22 protein-coding genes and 1 tRNA gene are annotated in these 19925 nt (G+C 29.8%); 5 read left to right on the forward strand and 18 right to left on the reverse strand.

From position 1 onward, the window contains the following. Window positions 1-3: 3 nt before the first annotated feature. From FP421_RS06630 to FP421_RS06640, 3 genes are all read right to left on the reverse strand, one after another. Window positions 4-696, reverse strand: coding sequence for a hypothetical protein (locus tag FP421_RS06630; protein WP_159948855.1), 693 nt, complete (start codon window positions 694-696; stop codon window positions 4-6). 189 nt (window positions 697-885) lie between these two features. Then, window positions 886-1551 carry a response regulator gene (locus tag FP421_RS06635; RefSeq protein WP_159948857.1) on the reverse strand — a complete coding sequence of 222 codons (666 nt, stop codon included), beginning with the start codon at window positions 1549-1551 and terminating at the stop codon, window positions 886-888. A 287-nt stretch (window positions 1552-1838) separates the two neighbouring features. Continuing rightward, window positions 1839-2270 (reverse strand): DUF4293 domain-containing protein, encoded by a 432-nt coding sequence (locus FP421_RS06640; RefSeq protein WP_159948859.1) that lies wholly within the window; start codon window positions 2268-2270, stop codon window positions 1839-1841. Window positions 2271-2466: 196 nt separating this feature from the next. Here FP421_RS06640 and rho point away from each other — a divergent pair, with 196 nt between their 5' ends. Then, entirely contained in the window at window positions 2467-4098 is a 1632-nt protein-coding gene (rho, locus tag FP421_RS06645) for a transcription termination factor Rho (RefSeq protein ID WP_159948861.1), read from the forward strand. 185 nt (window positions 4099-4283) lie between these two features. Here rho and FP421_RS06650 read toward each other — a convergent pair whose 3' ends face one another. The 7 genes from FP421_RS06650 to FP421_RS06680 all read right to left on the reverse strand — a co-directional run bounded on the left by FP421_RS06650 (window position 4284) and on the right by FP421_RS06680 (window position 11896). Next, on the reverse strand, window positions 4284-6374 hold the full coding sequence (locus FP421_RS06650) for a peptidylprolyl isomerase (protein WP_159948863.1): 2091 nt from the start codon (window positions 6372-6374) through the stop codon (window positions 4284-4286). A gap of 122 nt (window positions 6375-6496) precedes the next feature. Further along, on the reverse strand, window positions 6497-7762 hold the full coding sequence (locus FP421_RS06655; RefSeq protein WP_159948875.1) for a hemolysin family protein: 1266 nt from the start codon (window positions 7760-7762) through the stop codon (window positions 6497-6499). Between the two features lie 14 nt (window positions 7763-7776). Next, window positions 7777-7980, reverse strand: coding sequence for a hypothetical protein (locus FP421_RS06660; protein ID WP_236548062.1), 204 nt, complete (start codon window positions 7978-7980; stop codon window positions 7777-7779). Window position 7981: 1 nt separating this feature from the next. Next, window positions 7982-8539: an LPS export ABC transporter periplasmic protein LptC gene (lptC, locus tag FP421_RS06665; protein WP_236548064.1), complete on the reverse strand. Its 558-nt coding sequence runs from the start codon at window positions 8537-8539 to the stop codon at window positions 7982-7984. Between the two features lie 4 nt (window positions 8540-8543). Further along, a complete protein-coding gene (locus FP421_RS06670) occupies window positions 8544-9866 on the reverse strand; it encodes a tetratricopeptide repeat protein (protein WP_159948877.1) in 1323 nt (440 codons plus the stop codon). A gap of 15 nt (window positions 9867-9881) precedes the next feature. After that, complete coding sequence (locus FP421_RS06675; protein ID WP_159948879.1) at window positions 9882-11171, reverse strand: hypothetical protein; 1290 nt, start codon at window positions 11169-11171, stop codon at window positions 9882-9884. 2 nt (window positions 11172-11173) lie between these two features. Next, entirely contained in the window at window positions 11174-11896 is a 723-nt protein-coding gene (locus tag FP421_RS06680) for a type III pantothenate kinase (protein ID WP_159948881.1), read from the reverse strand. Between the two features lie 99 nt (window positions 11897-11995). Between FP421_RS06680 and FP421_RS06685 the strand changes: the two genes are divergently transcribed. Continuing rightward, window positions 11996-12068: transfer RNA gene (locus tag FP421_RS06685), tRNA-Phe, on the forward strand. Between the two features lie 56 nt (window positions 12069-12124). On the opposite strand, the gene FP421_RS06690 is transcribed toward FP421_RS06685, so the two are convergent. The 5 genes from FP421_RS06690 to FP421_RS06710 are packed head-to-tail and all read right to left on the reverse strand — an operon-like array spanning window position 12125 to window position 16413. Further along, window positions 12125-12958, reverse strand: coding sequence for a pseudouridine synthase (locus FP421_RS06690; RefSeq protein ID WP_159948883.1), 834 nt, complete (start codon window positions 12956-12958; stop codon window positions 12125-12127). Between the two features lie 36 nt (window positions 12959-12994). Next, window positions 12995-13912: a geranylgeranylglycerol-phosphate geranylgeranyltransferase gene (locus tag FP421_RS06695; protein WP_159948885.1), complete on the reverse strand. Its 918-nt coding sequence runs from the start codon at window positions 13910-13912 to the stop codon at window positions 12995-12997. Window positions 13913-13916: 4 nt separating this feature from the next. Next, on the reverse strand, window positions 13917-14843 hold the full coding sequence (locus tag FP421_RS06700) for a mevalonate kinase family protein (RefSeq protein WP_159948887.1): 927 nt from the start codon (window positions 14841-14843) through the stop codon (window positions 13917-13919). A gap of 53 nt (window positions 14844-14896) precedes the next feature. Further along, window positions 14897-15301, reverse strand: a complete 405-nt coding sequence (locus FP421_RS06705) for a toxin-antitoxin system YwqK family antitoxin (RefSeq protein ID WP_159948889.1) — start codon at window positions 15299-15301, stop codon at window positions 14897-14899. A gap of 32 nt (window positions 15302-15333) precedes the next feature. Next, the gene (locus FP421_RS06710) at window positions 15334-16413 is read right to left on the reverse strand and encodes a diphosphomevalonate/mevalonate 3,5-bisphosphate decarboxylase family protein (RefSeq protein ID WP_159948891.1); all 1080 of its coding nucleotides are present in this window, start codon (window positions 16411-16413) and stop codon (window positions 15334-15336) included. A 95-nt stretch (window positions 16414-16508) separates the two neighbouring features. Here FP421_RS06710 and FP421_RS06715 point away from each other — a divergent pair, with 95 nt between their 5' ends. Both FP421_RS06715 and FP421_RS06720 read left to right on the forward strand, forming a co-directional pair. Then, a complete protein-coding gene (locus FP421_RS06715) occupies window positions 16509-17120 on the forward strand; it encodes a thiamine diphosphokinase (protein ID WP_159948893.1) in 612 nt (203 codons plus the stop codon). A gap of 3 nt (window positions 17121-17123) precedes the next feature. Then, window positions 17124-17357: a hypothetical protein gene (locus tag FP421_RS06720; protein WP_159948895.1), complete on the forward strand. Its 234-nt coding sequence runs from the start codon at window positions 17124-17126 to the stop codon at window positions 17355-17357. Window positions 17358-17366: 9 nt separating this feature from the next. Here FP421_RS06720 and FP421_RS06725 read toward each other — a convergent pair whose 3' ends face one another. Both FP421_RS06725 and FP421_RS06730 read right to left on the reverse strand, forming a co-directional pair. Continuing rightward, window positions 17367-17753, reverse strand: a complete 387-nt coding sequence (locus FP421_RS06725) for a pyrophosphohydrolase domain-containing protein (protein WP_159948897.1) — start codon at window positions 17751-17753, stop codon at window positions 17367-17369. A gap of 19 nt (window positions 17754-17772) precedes the next feature. Beyond that, window positions 17773-18495: an SDR family NAD(P)-dependent oxidoreductase gene (locus tag FP421_RS06730; protein ID WP_159948899.1), complete on the reverse strand. Its 723-nt coding sequence runs from the start codon at window positions 18493-18495 to the stop codon at window positions 17773-17775. Window positions 18496-18614: 119 nt separating this feature from the next. On the opposite strand from FP421_RS06730, the gene FP421_RS06735 reads away from it, so the two are divergent. Next, window positions 18615-18821, forward strand: a complete 207-nt coding sequence (locus FP421_RS06735) for a hypothetical protein (RefSeq protein ID WP_159948901.1) — start codon at window positions 18615-18617, stop codon at window positions 18819-18821. A 1-nt stretch (window position 18822) separates the two neighbouring features. Here the strand turns inward: FP421_RS06735 and FP421_RS06740 are convergent, their stop codons facing one another. Beyond that, window positions 18823-19743, reverse strand: coding sequence for an ion channel (locus FP421_RS06740; protein ID WP_159948904.1), 921 nt, complete (start codon window positions 19741-19743; stop codon window positions 18823-18825). Between the last annotated feature and the right edge of the window lie 182 nt (window positions 19744-19925).

Below are 19925 nucleotides of genomic sequence, written 5' to 3' on the forward strand. Positions count from 1 at the left end.
TAATTATAGAATAACTCCTTGAGGCTTTCTCACTAAATTAGTTGTTGCGCCTAGCAAATCTACATCTCCTTTGGCTAAGTTATTGGTTTTAACATGATTTACAAAATCAAATTTAAGAGGTTGTCCTTCTTCTTTTTCTAAAACTCGAGAAAAATCTCTTTCAGATGATTTACCGTCTTCTAAGTGGATTTCGTAAGTTTTTATTTCTTGATTGTACACAAAGTCAACACTAACTTTGCTTTTTACTTTAAAATCTAGTGTATATGTACCATCTTCATTACTAGTAATACTCCAGTCATTAAGCTTGGTTCCTTCTGTATTCTTAGCTAAAAAGATATTATCATCTTTAATTGTTATTTGTCTTGGGGATTTTTGAGAATTTTCATCTACAAAACCGACTCTAAGTTGCTCACCATCTATAACTAAATCTTGGGTTACTTTTCTTTTTGTTGGATTATCTGTGGCATACAAATAAAAATTATTAGTACTTGTACTGTAATCAATTACATTGTCTACAGATGTATTTTCATTGAAATCAAAATCTATAGAATATGCTCCGTTAATATCTCTTTTAATTTTATATGATTTAAGTAATTCTAATGATTGTTCTTCTGGCAATACACTTTCGTTTGAAGTACAAGAAGAGAAAACTAATGTTAACGATGCCACAATAGCAAATAATCTAAAATTTTTCATAATGGGAATGTTTAATACTTTTTAGGTTAATTTTTAGGGGCGGGTTAATGGAATTGGATTATAATTTAAAGTAAATTTGCAATGTATACTATTATGTAGTGTATTCTGGGGGATTACTATAAATAAGCTTTTTAGGGGATGATTAACTAAAGTAATCAAAACTTATGAATAGTTATTTTGGGGATAGGGTTAAACTACATTATTTTTAACAGCATACATTGCTAAACCTACTGAATTTTTTACATTTAATTTCTTTAACAAACTTTTTCTATATGTTTCTACTGTGTTAACACTTAGGTTTAGTAAATCAGCCATTTCAATTGTGCTGTACTCCTTAGTTATTAATTTTAGTACATCAAGTTCTCTTTCTGTTAGTGTATCTAACAAGAACTTGTCTGGCATTTCTCCTTGCGGTACCATTTGTCCTGATAAAGATTTTAGTAAAATATTTTGAATATCGTTACTAAAATACTGTTCTCCACTAGCAACAGCTTTAATAGCGTTTACTATATGTTCTCCTGCATTGTTTTTTGAGATATATCCTTTACATCCTAGGTTTAAAACTTCTTGAACAATCTTAACATCATCATAACTAGATAATATTATAACTTTTTGATCAATTTTCTTTTTCTTAAAGTATTTTAAAACTTGAAACCCGTCTAAAATTGGCATTGTAATATCTAATATCAATACGTCTGCAGTATTCTTCTTATTAGCAAACCAATCTATGACTTCTTGACCTGTTAAAGAGTAACCTCTTATCTCAATGTCTTTATCTGTATTTATTACAGCCATGATCCCTTCTATTAATATTTTGTGATCATCAGCTACGTGAACGTAAATCTTTTCTTTCATTGTTACTTTACAAATTTAAATTAGAAATTATCATTCTACAACCCCCATTTTCAGTGAAATTTTCACCTCACTGAAAACGGTGAGAAGCCTCACTGTTTTCAGTGAGAGAGGTTTTTTAACTAGCTATATTTCAATACCTTATAAATTGGTTATTTTTTTAAATATTTACCACTTCTAATACTCTAGTAAAAGTAAGGTATTTATTTTTTTCTTAAAAAAGCTTAAAAAACAAAAACCGAGAATAAATTCTCGGTTTTTTTCGCACTAAATATACTAAGATGTTAGGCTTATCGTAATCTATCTACAGATTTTACAAGATCTTCATCCTTTTTAATAGCTTTATTTGCCAAAACAACAAGCAAAATAGCCAAAATTGGTAAGAACATCCCAATACCCTTCTTAGAAATCAAAATCTCTCCAGGTAAAGTTAGAGATACATATATCAATAATCCTAATAAAAAAAGATTAATCAATATTGACAAACGTCCTACTACAAATTGTAACTTTCTATTTTTAAATAAAAATATTGCTAAAAAGGAAAGTATAGCAGAAACAAAAAATAATGCTGGTATTACTTTTAAAGAGATTGTATCTCTCGAAAATAAGTCCAAAACATAAACTTGATTTTTTAAGTTTTCCCATAAATTGAATACAAATATTAATCCTCCAGAAACAATTGAGGCTAATAATAAATATATACTTTGTATTCTTTGTATCATCCTTAAAAAATAGGAATACAAAAGTAGTTTTTTCTTTTTTAAAAAGAAAACATAAAACTTAAAAAAAATGTATATATTTGCTAAACAATAACCGCACAAGTTGTATTGTATAGTGCTATATACAATAATAGAAAAATCAAAAAAAATTAATAATCTTACTATATTAAGATTCACTTTTTAACTTAACACATAAAGAATGTTCGAAATTTCAGAACTAAAGGCAAAAAAACTTGCTGACCTACAAGAAATTGCTAAATCTATTGGTTTGACTAAAACAAGTCAATTAAAAAAATTAGACTTGGTGTATCAAATATTAGATGTTCAAGCTGCAAACCCTGCAAAAGCATCATCTACATCTCCTTCTAAAACTGAAGAGAAACCTAAGGCTGAAAGACCTAAGAGAAAAAGAGTTGTAAAAAGCGCTCCAAGTAAACCAGCTGAAAATACTGCTCCTACAGAGAATAAACCTAAAATAGCTAAAGAGGCAGCTAAAGTAGCCGAAAAAAAGGAAACTGTTTCTCCTGAAAAGAAAGAAGTCAAGACACAACAGAAGCCTGCTAATACTAAAACTCAGAATAGACCTCAGCATAAAAATCAGCAGAATAACACTCAACAAAATAATAAGAACAAACAAAACCATCAAAATAGAGACAAAAATAATTCTAACAGAGGTAACAAGTCTAATAATAGGTACAAAGACCCTGATTTTGAATTTGATGGAATCATTGAAAGTGAAGGTGTTTTAGAAATGATGCCTGATGGTTATGGTTTTTTACGTTCTTCTGATTACAATTATTTATCTTCTCCTGATGATATTTATGTATCTCAATCTCAAATTAAATTATTTGGTTTAAAAACTGGTGATACAGTTAGAGGTAATGTTCGTCCACCAAAAGAAGGTGAAAAATATTTTCCATTAATTCGTGTTTCGAAAATTAACGGATTAAATCCTAACGTAGTAAGAGATCGTGTTTCTTTTGAACATTTAACTCCGTTATTTCCTCAAGAAAAATTTGATTTAGCAGAAAGAGGTAGTTCTTTATCAACAAGGATTATTGATTTATTTTCTCCTTTAGGAAAAGGTCAGCGTGGAATGATTGTAGCACAACCTAAAACTGGTAAAACCATGTTATTAAAGGATGTTGCTAATGCTATTGCTGCAAATCATCCAGAAGTATATCAAATTGTTTTATTGATTGACGAAAGACCAGAAGAGGTTACAGATATGCAGCGTAGTGTTCGTGGAGAAGTTGTTGCTTCTACTTTTGATGAACCTGCTGACAAACATGTAAGAGTTGCAAATATTGTTTTAGAAAAAGCAAAACGTTTGGTAGAATGCGGACATGATGTTGTGATTCTTTTAGACTCTATAACACGTTTAGCTAGAGCATACAACACGGTTGCTCCTGCGTCTGGAAAAATTCTATCAGGTGGTATTGATGCCAATGCATTACACAAGCCAAAACGTTTCTTTGGAGCTGCAAGAAATATTGAAGGTGGTGGTTCTTTAACTATTATCGCAACTGCACTTACAGAAACAGGTTCTAAAATGGATGAGGTAATCTTTGAAGAATTTAAAGGTACAGGTAATATGGAGCTTCAATTAGATAGAAACATTTCTAATAGAAGAATTTATCCTGCTATTGATTTAATTAAATCTTCTACAAGACGTGATGATTTATTATTGGATGAAAAAACTGTTCAAAGAATGTGGGTGCTGCGTAAATATTTAGCTGATATGAATCCTATAGAGGCTATGGAATTTATAAATGAAAGAATAAAATTCTCTAAAAATAATGATGAGTTTTTGATCTCAATGAACGGATAATAACTTAAAATTACTTACAAGTAAAAAGCCTTTTTGATAAATCAAAAAGGCTTTTTTTTATTTCTATTTTAAACATAATTATTAAGTATATAAAAATCAACATAAAACTATATTTAAAGTAATGACAATAAAAAATCCGTTCAAATTAATTGAACGGATTTTTTTTTGATTGTATTTTAAAAGGATTAGTTTCCAGAATACATATAAGATCTGTTGTCTTCTATATCTGTAGCTTTCTTTATTGCTTCGTACATTGCGTAAGTTTTTCTTTTTCTTGCTTGTAGAATATTTTTTCTAGCTGTTTCATAGTTAGGTAAAGCTGTAGGTAGTTCTTTATTAGTAACTACAAATGCAAATACCCCTCTATTACCTGGTATATTTTTATATACTTTATTTTGATCAGCAGTATACATCGCCCCAACAATTTTTGGCTCAGAGCCTGCACCTGATAAAGTTGGACTCTTTAAGTTTACCCCATTAGCACTTCTAACGCTGGTTGCATTCTCCTTAGCAATTTCTTGCAAAGTAGCTCCATTAAATTTATCAGCCATTAATTTGGCTTTCTTTTCTTTTAGAAGTATTGGTCTAACTCTATTCACTGCTTTTTCTACAGACATTAAACCTTTCTCGGTTTTTGCAGTAACATATGCAACAACATGACTTCCATCTAAATCAAATCTTTTAAAGTCTCCAATTTCTCTGTCTTTTCCAAAAGCCCAAGAAACAATTTGTCTTTGATTTCCTAAACCAGGAACATTCTCATCTAATACCTTTAAACCAATAGCAGGTTTTGTTACATATTTATTCTCTTTTGCTATTTCTGAGAAATTATTGTCTTTAGATACTTCTAAAGCGAACTGTTCTGCTTTTTGAAAAACTGCATTTTCTGTTGCTTCAGAGGGTACAATTTGTCTAGCATAAGTAGCTAATTTAAGTACTGTTTGCTCTTCTTTTACATCATCAATTCTAATAATATGATAACCAAATGGAGTTTTTACTACACCAACTTCTCCTTTTTTTCCTTCAAAAACAAAGTCTCTAAATTCTGGCGTCATTCTGTTGTATGGAAACCAACCTAAATCTCCATCTTTTTGAGCAGAACCTGTATCTGATGAAAAGTCTTTTGCCAATTTAGCAAACTTACTCTTACTTCTTTTAACTAAGTTAAAAATACTATCAGCAGTTTTCTTAGCTTCTTCTTCTGTTCTAGTTACATTTGGAGCAACTCTTTGAGCTCCAATAAAAGGAATTAAAATATGACTAGCCTTTGCAGAATCTGCCATTTTTGCAACCTCTGTAATTTTACTAATCTTGTAAAGACCTTGGTCTTTATAAGGACCAAAAACATCACCTTTAGCGCCTTTAAAAATATTTGATGCCACTTGTGCATTTACTTGATTTTGAAACTTAAAACTCTCATCTAAATTAACATCAGAGTCATTCTGATTCAAAAATTCTCTATCGTTAGTTGATGCTTTAAAAACTGGTATTAAAGATGCAATGTCGTTTTTAATAGCTACTTCATCTTCTGGTGTAGCAGTAATATCAAATTTTACATAAGAAATATCTCTAGAATCTTCTACTTTAAAATCATCAGCATGATTTTTAATATATGACTCTACCTCAGATTTTTTTATTTTAACAATACTATCTGGAATTACAGAATAAGGCACAAAAACAAACTGCGTGTTTAATTTTGTATTCTCTGTTATATATTGAAACTCTCCTTCTTTTAAAGAAGCTCCAAGACCAGCAGAAACTAAAGTATTGTATGTATTGGTCTCTGCATTATCTCTAATTTGACTCATGTAATTAGACCATGCACCCCACATCTGTGGATTATTCTCTTTTGTATCCGCTAAAAATTGTTTGAATTTAGCTTCATCAAATAAACCAGCTTCATTTTGAAACTGAGGACTGTTTTTAACTGATGGTGCATTGATTACTTGATTCCAAACATCTGCCTCTCCAACAGTAATACCTGCTTCTGTTAATTGATTTTGATAGATTTTTTTTCTAACAATATTATCCCAAACAGTTTTAGAAGCTTGCATTTCAGAAACTCTATTTCCTACATTTTGCTTATAGTCTTCTAATGCTGCAACATACTCTTGCCTAGATATAGATTCTCCATCTATAACACCAATTTCATTTACTTTACTTGAGTTAAAAAAATCTCCTAAAGTTGATGGGTCTAATACAAAAGCAAACAGTGCTAAACCTATTATGATGATTAAGAACATTGAACGTTCTCTAATTTTCGATAAAACTGCCATACGTCATTAATTTAATTTCAGTTGGCGAATATACGATTTGGGTTTTAATATTGCAACCCAATTTAAACATATTAATCGCTATTAAAAAGGAAGTCTTAGAGTTATAAAAATAGTATTAAAATTTAATCTTCTTGATCTATAATTTTAAAACGAACTTCTTCTATTCTAGCACTACTCATTTTAAGAATCAATATTTCAAAACCCTTAATATCAACTACTTCTTCTACTAGAGGAATGTTTTCTGTGTGCTCTATTATAAACCCTCCTAAAGTTTCATAAGCCTCTGATTTTGGAATGTTTACTCCATACTCTTCATTCAAATAATCCACTTCTAATCTTGCAGAAAACTCAAATTCTTCTTCAGATAATTTCTTTTCTAGAAATTCTTGAGTATCATGTTCATCTTCTATTTCACCAAATAGTTCCTCAACAATATCTTCTACAGTTATCATACCTGATGTACCTCCATATTCATCCACAACAACTGCAACACTTTTACGCTTTTTCATTAAGCTATTTAGCACATCATTAATTAACATAGATTCTGGAACAAGCTCAATAGGAAGTAAAATTGACTTGATTGTTTTAGGTCTTTTAAATAACTCAAAAGCGTTTACATAGCCGATAACATCATCTAAAGACGTTTTATAGACTAGCACTTTAGATAAACCAGTATCAATAAAAATATTTCTTAAGTTAGCTACCTTTTCATGAATTTCTACTGCAATAATTTCTGTTCTTGGCACCATCACTTCTCTCGCTTTTACGTTATGAAACTCTAATGCATTCTGAAAAATTTGAATTTCAGAATCCATTTCATCGTCTTCATTTCCTGTTTCAAGTTGTTCTGAAATATAATTACCTAACTCTTCTTTACTAAATTCTGTCTGCTCCTCATCTGCATTGGTTTTAAAAAACACCCGCAATAAAAAGTCTGATATTAAAGTGATTAATTCTGAAAAGAAATGGAAAATTACATAAAAAACATAAGCAGGAACAGCAAACAACTTTAAAACCTCATTTGCATAAATTCTAAAAATAGCCTTAGGTAAAAACTCTGCTGTAATTAAAATAATTATTGTAGAAATTAAAGTTTGAATTAATAAAATAGAGAATTCATTATAGTGCTCTATAGGTAAAATATCAACTAAGAATTGCCCCATGTAATAACTATAAACCACCAAAGAAATATTATTACCAACTAACATTGTGGTAATAAATTTTGATGATTTTTGAGTAATCCTGTTAAGAATTTTAGGAATAAAACCCTCTCTCTTTTTCTCTAATTCAATATGCAATTTATTGGCGGAAACAAAAGCGATTTCCATACCAGAAAAGAAGGCAGAAAGGATAATTGAACTCAATATAATAATAACTTCAATTTCCATACTTTAGTAAAGTGCTATTTTTTTTGATTGTTTCTTTCTTCTACTTTTTTTCTAAAATGTCTTTTCAAGAAAAAAACTAAGGTAATAAAAATAGAAAAACCAAGAAAAAAATAAGCTCGTGATCTATCTGTATTCCATCTTACAACACCTTCTACCAAGCATATAAAAGCCACCATTAAATAACCATATTGAAAGAATTTCCAAATTTTATTCATCATATTACTCTTCTGTTGTTTCTAATATTCCTGTTGTTTTTTTTGCCAAATGCTCAGTTAAATCCTCTTTACACTCAAATCCAACTCCATTAATGGTATCTGTTAACGTCATTAATGTAAATGGTTTTTCAGAAAAAAAATAATTGGTGTTTTGATCCCAAAACAATTGCTCTGTTTTTAACTTTGTATTTTCTTTATGATTCAATACTACAACATTACCTTTAATTTCTGACACTAATGTTTTTGAATAAGTTAACGCATAGTTTCCTGTAATTGTAACAGAATCTTTATCTTCAAAGTTAATAATTTTTACGCCTTTAGGAAACTCATTGTAAGGATGATTTTTTCTATTGCTAAAATCATACAGTAATGGTGTTATTAATTTAGACGTAATTCTCCCTGAATCTTTATACACATGAAAAGCATTTTTTGCAATGCCTGTTGGTAGGTTTTTAGTAGCCAAGAAATCTTTTACTTCTTGTGTACTATTAGTACAAGAAAAAAGCATTACTGCAAATATAAATGCAGTAATGCTTTTTGATATTATTTTTAAACCTCTCAAGTAATTAGTTTGAAGGAACCTTTACAGTTTCACCAATCCAACATTTAATAGTATATGAACTTCCCGGTGCTACACCCTCTGTAAAAATTACTTTTTTATTAGGTACATTAGCCTTGTAGCTTCTTATGTATCTACCTGCTACAGCAGAAATACTAGGATCAACAAATGCTGCTCTTCTTGCTTTGTTTAAAGCAGCCACATACACCATTCTTTTTTCGAACTCATTTTTTCCACATTTATTCACACTAGATTGATACAATCTTGCAATAAATAAATATGCTTTACCTGAGTTAGGATTAAACTTTAAAGCTTCTCTGGCTAAACTTCTTGCTCTACTTAATTGCCCTCTATCTTTTGCTGCTTGAGCAAATTTTAATTTATATTTAGCTTTCTTTAATGGGTCTGTCTCTAAATCAAAAGATTTTTGTCTCATAGCATTAGCTCCTGAATTATCACCATTGTCTTCTAACACATTAGCTAAAAAAGCATATGCTTCTGGAGATGGAGATGCGTCTGCAAATGCTCTTGCTAGTTTTTCAAATAGAGGATCTTTTTGACAACCCTTGTTAAACATTCTAGATACCGCTCTTTTTAACCAAACTGCATTAGATTTGTTTGCTTCAAAATCTCTAGAATAAAGAGGTACCAATCTTTCGCATGTTGCAATTTCAGAGATAATTGCATCTAAACCTCCCTCTACAGTTCCTAGAGCTTTAGAATTTATAGAATACGCTCTAATCAATTTTTTATTGCCTAAAGAGTCTTTCTTTAACTCTTTTAATCTAGCTGCATAACCTTCTAATTTTTTGTTTATATTCTCTAATACATCATCATACGTATCAAAAACCTTTTGAGGATTTGTATCTTTGTTTCTATCTGTTACTCCTTGAAAATACTTATATAAATTCTTTACTCCCATTTTCGTTGGGTCGATATTATATCCTTTTTCTAAAATTACAAATATCTCATCTTCTGAAGCTAACTTATTTTTTGATAGATAAGTAGCATAGTCACTATGAACTTTTGCTGGGTTTTTTTTAGGAAAGTACTGTAACCTTTGTTCGTAAACTCTTTTCACTAAAGCTGGATCCTTTTTTACATCCTCTGCTAAAGTTGATCCATACTTATAAATATTTACAGATAAATCTTTACAATTATCCATTAAATATATCCAATTGGTATAAGCAGCATCATACTTTTTAGACTGAAAGTCTCCTTTAAACAGATTGTATTTAATTGTACATTCTCTGTCTGAATTATCCTGTCCATTTGTTTTTGCTGATAACATTGTAAGTGTTACAGCTAATAAAAACGTAATTTTCTTCATGTTGTTAGTTTTTTGTTAATCTATTTTTCTTTTTTGAAACCAATTAATATCTGTCAAAGATAACCCTAATCTGAAATTAAAATAATTTTCCTGTATCAAATTATTTGAAGTGGTTCCTCTTTTACCAAATTCAAACCCCATATTTAGGGTAGATAATTGTTTCAGTGGTATACCTAAACCAAAAGACATGCCAAAGTCGTCAACTTCAGTAAAATTTGCATTGCTACCTGATCCATTTATCAATAACCCTGTCTTCTCAAAACGAAGACCAGCTCTATAAGTAATTCTGTCAAAGTAACTTGAAATGGAGTTTATTTTTGGAATATAAAATCCTCCTAAAGAAAATCTATTTGAATCACCGTATCTAAATGCAGCATTTGAAGTACTTAAAAAACCTGAAGTTCCAATTGCAGCTTGACCCTCATACTCTAAACCAACATACCATTTATCAAATTTACCCATTCCAAAACCTAAAGTTGTTTTAACAGGTAAGTTATATCTACCAGTAATTGTTGTTTGAGAAATAGTATCTCTAGAAATTTCTGAACGATCTGATGTAAATGTTAAAGAATACAAGTATTCATTTCCAGTAACTCTTAGGTCATGGCCTAATTTAACTGTAGCTCCTGCTGAGATAGTAGTCTCATTTTTTAACTGTTTGTTAAACTGAGTTCCTAATCTAAGAGATCCCCCTCTAACTTTTAATGTTTCATTATATTTTGAAGCTAAAGAAACGTTTGCTTTTTGTTCTGATACTGAATTTTCAACATTACCAAAACTTGAACTAGCTTCTAAACCAAAAGTAATTTCTTTAGTTAGTTTTAAACCAAAACTTAAATACACTCTACTAACCCCACCACTACCCGTAAAAGAAGTAAGACGTGTTATGTCTCCATTAGAGTCTGTAATAGAATTATTTAAAGAATAACCAATAGATGATAATGGTTGAAGACCAACTGAAGCTCCCATTTTTTTTCCAATAGGAAAAGCTAAAGCGAAATAACTTAAACTTGTTGTGTTACCGGTTTGTTTTGTTGCTCCGTTCTTTAATGTTAAATTACTGTTTAATATTCCAAAAGAATATGTTGTATACCTTAAATCTGCGTAAGCAGCAGGGTTAAGAAAATTTAAATATTTATAGTGACTAAACGCAACACCAATACCTCCCATGGCACTTTGCTCTATTGTATTTGGGGTAAACTCTTCTCCAATACCAAAAAAAGAATATGGTGATGAACTTGTTCTTTGAGCAGATATAGCAAATGAAGCTAATAGCAAAAAAACGAAAACTAAATTTTTAATCATTTTTATTGGTTAAATGTCAATATCTCATTCAATCCTTCAAGGAGAAAATTTTGATTGGCAAATATGCTACTTTTTAATTGTTTTGACAAGAAATTTGTATCTCCTCCTGTTAAAACTACTGTTAAATCTAAATATTTGGTTTTATATTGATGAATGACTCCTTCTATTTCTTGAATTACTCCATTTACTACTCCAGAATTCAAACTTTCTGCTGTATCTGTTCCAATAAAATCGTCTAAAATTTTAGGCGTTACTCGAGGTAAAGTCGCTGTAAAAATATTCATCGATTGAAATCGCATTTCAATACCTGGTGATATAGCACCACCCAAATACTGTTTTTTATCATTTACAAAATCAAAGGTGATACAAGTTCCTGCATCAATAATTAATACATTTTTATTTGGATACTTTAAAACTGCATTACTAACTAAAGCAATTCTATCTACACCCAAAGTTTTTGGAGTTTTATATAAATTAAAAAAAGGAACTCTTGTAGCAAAAGATAATTGATGAACTTTTACAATATTTTGAATTTTTACTTTCTTTTTTCCTGATATTTTAGCTACGCTAGACATTATTGCATCAGAAACTTCGTAATTTTTAATAATTTTTTTTATTTCTGTTATGATTTTTTTCTTATCAAAAACAAAAACACTTAGCATGGTATTCTTCTCAAAAACAGCGGCTTTAACTCTGGTATTGCCAATATCTATACTTAAATTCATATTCAGTTTTGATGGGTGCTTCAAAAATACAATACATTTTTTTAAAAATTATTTAGTAGATGTAAAAAAACATATTATATTTGCATCCGCTAAGGCAATGGTACCTTAGCTCAGTTGGTAGAGCAAAGGACTGAAAATCCTTGTGTCCCTGGTTCGATTCCTGGAGGTACCACTTAAAAACCCTGTAAACTCAATGTTTATAGGGTTTTTTGTTTAATATTTTTTTTATTATTTCATCTTTTGAAGATTGGCTACCTCTAACTGCGTTAAAGCTCTCCATCTTCCTCTTGGTAGGTTTTTCTTAGTGAGTTCTGCAAAAATAACTCTATCTAATTTTTTTACTTTATAACCAACATGTTCAAAAATCTTACGAACAATTCTGTTTCTACCAGAATGAATTTCTATACCGATTTCAGATTTTGGTTCTCCATTGATATATGAAACCGCATCAATAAACACTTTTCTTCCTTCAATAATTACTTCTCCTCTAAGTTTTTCTAGGTCTTTCAAATCTAATTTTCTATCTAAAGAAGCATGATATAGTTTACGCACATTATGTTTTGGATGTGTCAATTTTTTTGCTAAATCTCCATCGTTTGTAAATAACAACAAACCTGTTGTATTTCTATCTAATCTTCCAACAGGATAAATTCTTTCTTTAGATGCGTTCGCAACCAATTCCATTACTGTTTTCCTACCTCTATCATCATCCATAGTTGTGATGTAGTTCTTAGGTTTATTCAATAAAATATATCTTTTTTGTTCAGGAGAAATTGAAGTTCCATCAAATTGAACAACATCATTAGGTTGCACTTTGTAACCCATTTCAGTCACTAATTTTCCGTTTACTTGAACACTTCCATGTTCAATATACGTATCTGCCTCTCTACGAGAACAAATTCCAGAATTAGCAATGTATTTGTTAAGACGAATTCCTAATGATTCATCAGACTTTGGAGTAGACTTTATTTTCTTGTAGTCTTTTTTAAAGTTTTTTCTATTGAGAGGCGTACTTTTTTTTCCTTCTTGTCGTCCTCTCGACGAGTTTTTATTTGATTTCATTACTTAAAATTTTTGCAAAAATAGGTATAATAAAGCTTAATTTAGCTTATCTATCACTTTTTCTACAATCAAACTTGTATCAATAAACACCAAACTAAAAACTCCTATTAACAACAATAGTTTTAAGATATTATGTAACTTAATGTATTGTTTGGTTTCCGTTGATTTCCATAGATAAACCGCTACTAATGTTAACGTTATCATTGCCAAGTAAAAATAATATTTCATGTAACTTAATTCTGGGTAATTGAATAAAATCAACATTGGAAATATCGTTAAAATCAATAAAAAGAGAGAGAGTTGTTTCGCTTTTTTTTCACCATATCTTACCGGAAAAGTATCATAATTATTTACAATAGCCCCTTTCATGTTTTGTAAATCTTTAATCAATTCTCTGATCATTAATACTAAAAATAAAAAAATAGCATGAACAAAAATAATTTTCGAAAAATTTTTAAAGTAAATAAATATGGCAAAAAATGGTAAAATGGTTAATACAGTTGCTGAAATTAAACCCGTTAAAGGATGCTTTTTAAGTTTATGAGAATAAAACCAAATTCCAAAAATATATACTGCAAAGAAAAAAGCCGCTCTAAAAGACACAAACCAACCAAATAGAAATCCTAAAAAATTTAGAAAAAAGTACAAATTTAACTTTGTTGATTGTTTTACATAATTATCTATACTTGATTTTAAAGGACGATTGATTCTATCTACTTTAACATCATAAAAATTATTAATAATATAGCCAGAAGCCACTACGCATACAGTAGCCAAAACAACATAAAGCAAATCAATATCTAAGACCGTTTCTCGAAGAGATTTTTTAGAAGAAAAAATAAAAATAGCTGCTAAGTATTGCGCAAAAACTAGTATTAATATATTGTAACCTCTAATTACAGAGATTAGGCTTAAAAATTTAAATGAGATTTTTTTGATTTTGAAACTAGACATAAGGCTAGAATCTATATACCAACTCTAACTTGTAGTTTTTTAAACTAATTTGAGCTTTTTCAAAGTCTTCTGTAAAGCCTAAAATGTAACCTCCGCCTCCAGACCCACATAATTTCAAGTAGTAATCGTTTGTTTTAATTCCGTTTTCCCAAACTTTATGAAATGCATCAGGAATCATTGGTTTAAAGTTTTTTAATACCAATTTAGAAAGTGATTTTACGTTTCCAAACAAAGATTTTACGTTTCCATGTAAAAAATCTTCGATACAAGCATCTGTAGTTTTAGCAAAATCTTCGCTAATCATTTTTCTAAACCCTTCGTTTTTCATCTTATTCATAAAGATGTTTACCATAGGTTCTGTTTCACCAATCTGTTGAGAATCTAATAAGAATACTGCTCCTTTTCCTTCTTTTTGAGAAGGAATGCCTGTTGCTTCTATATTTTCTTTTGAGTTGATTAAGATAGGTATGCTTAAATAGCTATTTAATGGATCTAAACCAGAACTGCTACCATGAAAAAAAGATTCCATTACAGAAAAGATGTTTTTTAATTTCAGCAACTTTTCTCTAGTTAAATTTTCTAAAACCGTTATTTTATCTGCAACATATTTATCATAAATAGAAGCCACTAAAGCTCCTGAACTTCCAACACCATATCCTTGAGGAATAGACGAATCGAAATACATTCCGTTTTCAATATCTTGTTCTAATTGATTTAAGTCAAAAGAAACCAGTGCAGTATCTATATCTTTTAAATAATTATAGAAATGCTTAAGATGTTCGTTAGAATCTTTTGATTTTCCAATTAAATTTGATGAAGTTTTTAATGCTCCTCTATATGCATTAAACGGAATTGCTAAGCCTTTAGAATCTTTAATGATTCCATATTCCCCAAAAAGAAGGATTTTAGCATAAAATAGTGGTCCTTTCATTTTCTTTATGATAACGTTGCAAAAATACAACTTTTAATGTTAAGGTTATCTTATTAAATATTTTTATAGAAAATCTTCCAAATCCCCACTTTCTTGTTGTCTTTATATTTCCCTTTTTCCTTTATTTTTCCTAGCTTTGAAAAGGTTTTCCAAATTCCTTCTTTTTTTCCTTCTGAATATTTTCCAGCAATTTTTAATGCTCCTGATTTGTAATAAAAAGAATATTTTCCATCTGGTTTACCATCAACATAATACACTTCTTGAGCTTTCTCTCCAGAAATATAATAGTCTACAACCAGTTGTCCTTTAGACTTCTCTTTTGGCGCAGGTCTGTAGTATGTTGCATTTTGCTTAGTGGTTTCTTTCCAATTCGCATCAAAATAAATGGTTTTTTGCGCAATGGTTTTACTTGATAATAAACCTAAAAAAAGAAAAATAAGTAAAGCTGTTTTTTTCATTGATTGTACTATTCTTAAATATTGTAAGAGAATTAGATTCTAGTTGCTCCAAAACCAGCATTGTCACAAATATACTGATTTTTCTGGCAGTACTTTGCTAACTCGTTATTAATGAAACTATTTACAGCGTCTTTTTCATCCTCTGGATACAACACATGCACATTAGCACCAGCATCTAATGTAAAACAAATATTGCTATTGTTTTCTGCTCTATAACTCCAAATTTTATTGATTACCTCAAGCGTATTTGGTTTCATTAAAATAAAATAAGGATTACTCGTCAACATCATTGCATGTAGCGTTAACGCTTCACTTTCTACTAAATTTATAAAGTCTTTTATAGTACCTTCTTGTAAAATTTCAGACATCTTAGACAGATTCTCATTGGCTTGCTGAAAACGATTTTCTGCATACGGGTGATTGTGCATTAAGTTGTGACCAACCGTACTTGAAACTTGTTTTTCACCTTTATCAACCAACAAAATAGTGTCCTGATAATTGTTAAAAATTGGATGAACATCATAAGGGAATTTAACTCCGTATAAATCTGAACTTCCTTCAATATCTGGATGATTTCCCCAAACTACTAGAGGTCCCTCTATACTTCTACTTGCACTCCCAGAACCTAACCTTGCTAAAAAAGAGGTTTTTTTATTGATGTATTCTTCTGATAAACTTGAGTTTATTTCAGATTCTAAACTCATCAAACACCTAGCAATGGCACTTAAACCGCTTGCTGACGATGCAATTCCGCTTGAATGTGGAAATGAATTTTCTGAATGTATTGTCATTTTATATTCAAAAATAAAAGGACAATAGGCTTGAATTCTGGTAAAAAATTCTGATATTTTGGGTTTGAATTCATCTTTCTGTTTTCCTTCAAAAAATAAATCAAAATCCACAACAGTAGACTTTTCTTTCTTTTCAAAATCAATTGTAGTTATTGTATGACAATTGTTTAATGTAAAACTAATAGAAGCATTTTTTGGTATTTGAGGATTACTTTTCCCCCAGTATTTAACCAATGCAATATTGCTTGGTGTTTGCCAGGTAAAACTTGCTTTATCTATATATTTGTTTGTTGATTTAGAAGTAAATTCTGATGTATCCAAAGTCTAAAAATTTGCATCAAAGATAAAACTATTTCAGCTAAATATCAGTTAACTTTTACCCATTTCATTAATTCTGAAATGGGTATTTTTGTATTATGAAAGAAAAGAAAGTATTCTTACTCTTAAATGGAGAAAAACCAAAAAAAATACCCAACCTTTCTAGCTATACTGTGACTTGTGCTACAGATGGCGCATATCATTTTTTAAAAGAGAATAATATTTCAGTAGATTTTATTTCGGGCGATTTTGATTCTATTCAACAAATTCCTGAAAACATCGAAGTAATTGAAACTCCCAATCAAGATTTGACTGATTTTGATAAAATTTTACAAATTTTATTTGATAAAGGTCTATATAACATTGATGTCTTTGGAGCTAGCGGAAATGAGCAAGATCATTTTTTAGGAAATTTACACTCCGCTATTCAATGGAAAAAAAAACTGAATCTTACTTTTTTTGACAACCATGGATATTACTTTTTGGCAGACAAAACAACAACCATCAAAAATTGCAAAAACAATATTATTTCTTTGGTTCCTTTTCCAAAAGCTACAAACATCACTTCTAAAGGTTTACGTTATCAACTCAATAATGAAACGCTAGTTTTTGGAGATAGAATTGGCACAAGAAATACAGCTGAACACCATAACATTGAAATTAGTTTTACAGAAGGTTATTTATTTATTTTCATCAATCATAAAAATTAAAAAATGAATAGAAAAATAAAATTATTATGGGATTTTAGAGGTCCAGATGCAAAAGAAACCGCCAAACATCATACCATACATCTAAAAGAATTTGCAACTCTAGAAAACTTACCTTTTTATGAAATTGATATTCAAGAAAAAAATCCCATGTTATTTTCTGCTTTCATTACTGTTGATGAAAATGACATGAAAATTTATAGGGATGCTTTAAAACCTCATAGAGGTGAGATTGGATAACACCTCTATTTAATCTTCTAAAATCTCAGCAATGTTGGGTTTAAAATAATTTGGTCCTTTTAAAACTTTACCATCTTCTCTGTAAATTGGGTTGCCATCTTCACCTAATTTACTCATGTTAGAACGTTGAATTTCATTAAAAACTTCTTCAATTTTATCTTGCATACCATGTTCTATAATGGTTCCACACAAAATATATAACATATCACCCAATGCATCTGCAACCTCAACTAAATCGTTGTTATTTGCTGCTTCTAAATATTCCTCGTTTTCTTCTCGCATTAATTTATAACGCAATAAGTTTCTATCTTCACCAATGTGTGCAATTGGTTTTTGATTCATGTTTAATTTAAATGCAGTATGAAATTCTGTAACTGCTGCTATTTTATCTTTCATTATTAACTATTTTATTATTTTATGTTACTTTCTTTAAAAACCAAGCTGGAACAACTTTTAAAACCCCTGCAATAAGACGCCAACGTTTGGAAATATATGCTACTCTCTTCTTCTTTTTTATGGCTGCATAAATTTGTCTTGAAGCTTTTTCTAAAGGAGTTACCCAAAACAGGCCATCTCCTAAAGCCATTGCTGTATCTACAAAACCTGGTCTAATATCTGTTATAAAAACCTTCTTAGATTTTATAGTTTTTGTCTTAAGGTATAAACTCTCTAAATAGGCTTTTTGATAAGCTTTTGCTGCAAAATAAACTGGTGCAGATCTATTTCCACGAATAGATGCAATTGAGGAAATCCCCACCAAATGACCAAATTGTTGTGCTTTGAATAAATTATAAGCCAAAGTATATAATCTAGTTACACCCAACACATTGGTATTGATACTTTGCTCCTCTTTATCCCACTCAAATTTTGGATTGATAAAAGCCACACCAGAAGACTGAACAATTAAATCTACGGTTTTAAACTCACTAACAATCTCTTTAAAGACATTTTCAACTTCATCAACGTTTTGAATATCGTTTTGTTTGATACTAATTTGATTTGGAAATTGTGCTTTTAACTCTTCCAAAAGCGCCAATCTTCTACCTGTAATAGCAACTTTGTAACCATCTCTCACTAAAAATTCTGTAAGAGATTTTCCTATTCCAGAAGTTGCTCCAAATACGATGGCGTTCTTCATTTAATTTGTAATTTTGCTATTTTAGATTTCTGATTTATCAGAGCAACAATATATATAAAACTTTATGAATTATATCTTGATAAACCTAAGAGTAATTCACAACTTATAAATAATAAATTATGTTTTTAAGTGCTTTTTTTACAACCGGAAGAATCATTTTTATGATTTTCTTTGTGATTGCTTTTATTAGTTTAATGATTTACAGCTATAGAAAAGATATCAAAAATCATGAGCGCTATTATAAAGGTGCTGGAAAAAAGGTTTTGATTTATGGTGGATTAATTGTACTTGTTTTTATGGCAATCCGTTTTTTGTGGGGGCATTAAATTAATACATTTTCTCTACTTTACTCAAATTATCATGATCTAGAATGGTATACCCTTCTTCATCAAAATCAGCTGCAGGAACATATTTTACATTAACCGCCAACTTATCAAAATCATAAGAATAGATTTGATATACTTTTTGCGAAAATGACTCTTCATGATAATTAATTAAAATATACAAGAACGCATCTAAGTTTTGAATTTCTTTATTTGAGTAATTATACAAAGGACTGTTACTATCAATTTGATGCACTATGGTCCAAATAGTTGGCAAATACATGATTTTTTCACGTTCTAATTTTAGGGAATAAAAAATACGTTTATATTCACCTTTAGTATCTTTTTCTGATATTGATAGGGTTACTTTTATCTCTGGCTCTATCATAACTGTTTTCCGCTGATTCATTAAACGAAACATGATAGCCCGTTCATTTTTAAACTTTCGTAAAATTAAATTATCACTAAATTTAATTTTTGCTTTAGGTTTAGAAAATCGCCCATACAACAATCCTGTTATAAAAGAAAAACTTAGCAGGCCAATCATTGCCTCGAAAGCTGCCACAAAATTGGCAGTGATTCCTTTTGGTGCAATTCCACCATAGCCTACAGTAGTTAATGTTTGTGCACTAAAGAAAAATCCATTAAAAAAATCTTCTAAAAAAACACCTTTTGGTTTTGTTATTTGCTCTATACCAATACCTACATAAATAAATGCAAAAAAGATATTGATTATGGTATAAGTTACTATAATTAAAAAGAAAAAATGCCACCAAGAAATATCTACAAAATAGGTATATAAGTCGTTAATGTTTCTTTTTCTGTTTATATGAACAACATTACTACTACCATCATCATTAATAATATCTTGTGCATTTTGTTTTGAACTGTAGCCAAATCCAGGGTCTTTTGTTTTTCTTGCCATATTGTAAAGAAACAAAAAACCGACTAAAAAGTTAGTCATGGTCGGAAGAAATTCTGGCCATTTTTTTAGGTTTCAAAATGGTCTAAATTTCCTTCACATTTTAGAACTATCAAGGCAATAGCTAAATTTCTGAGTTCCATTTTAAATCTTCTTTTAGCGGTTTTATAGCCTATTTTGTTAGC

The sequence above is a fragment of the Polaribacter septentrionalilitoris genome (genome assembly GCF_009832745.1).
GTDB lineage: Bacteria > Bacteroidota > Bacteroidia > Flavobacteriales > Flavobacteriaceae > Polaribacter > Polaribacter septentrionalilitoris.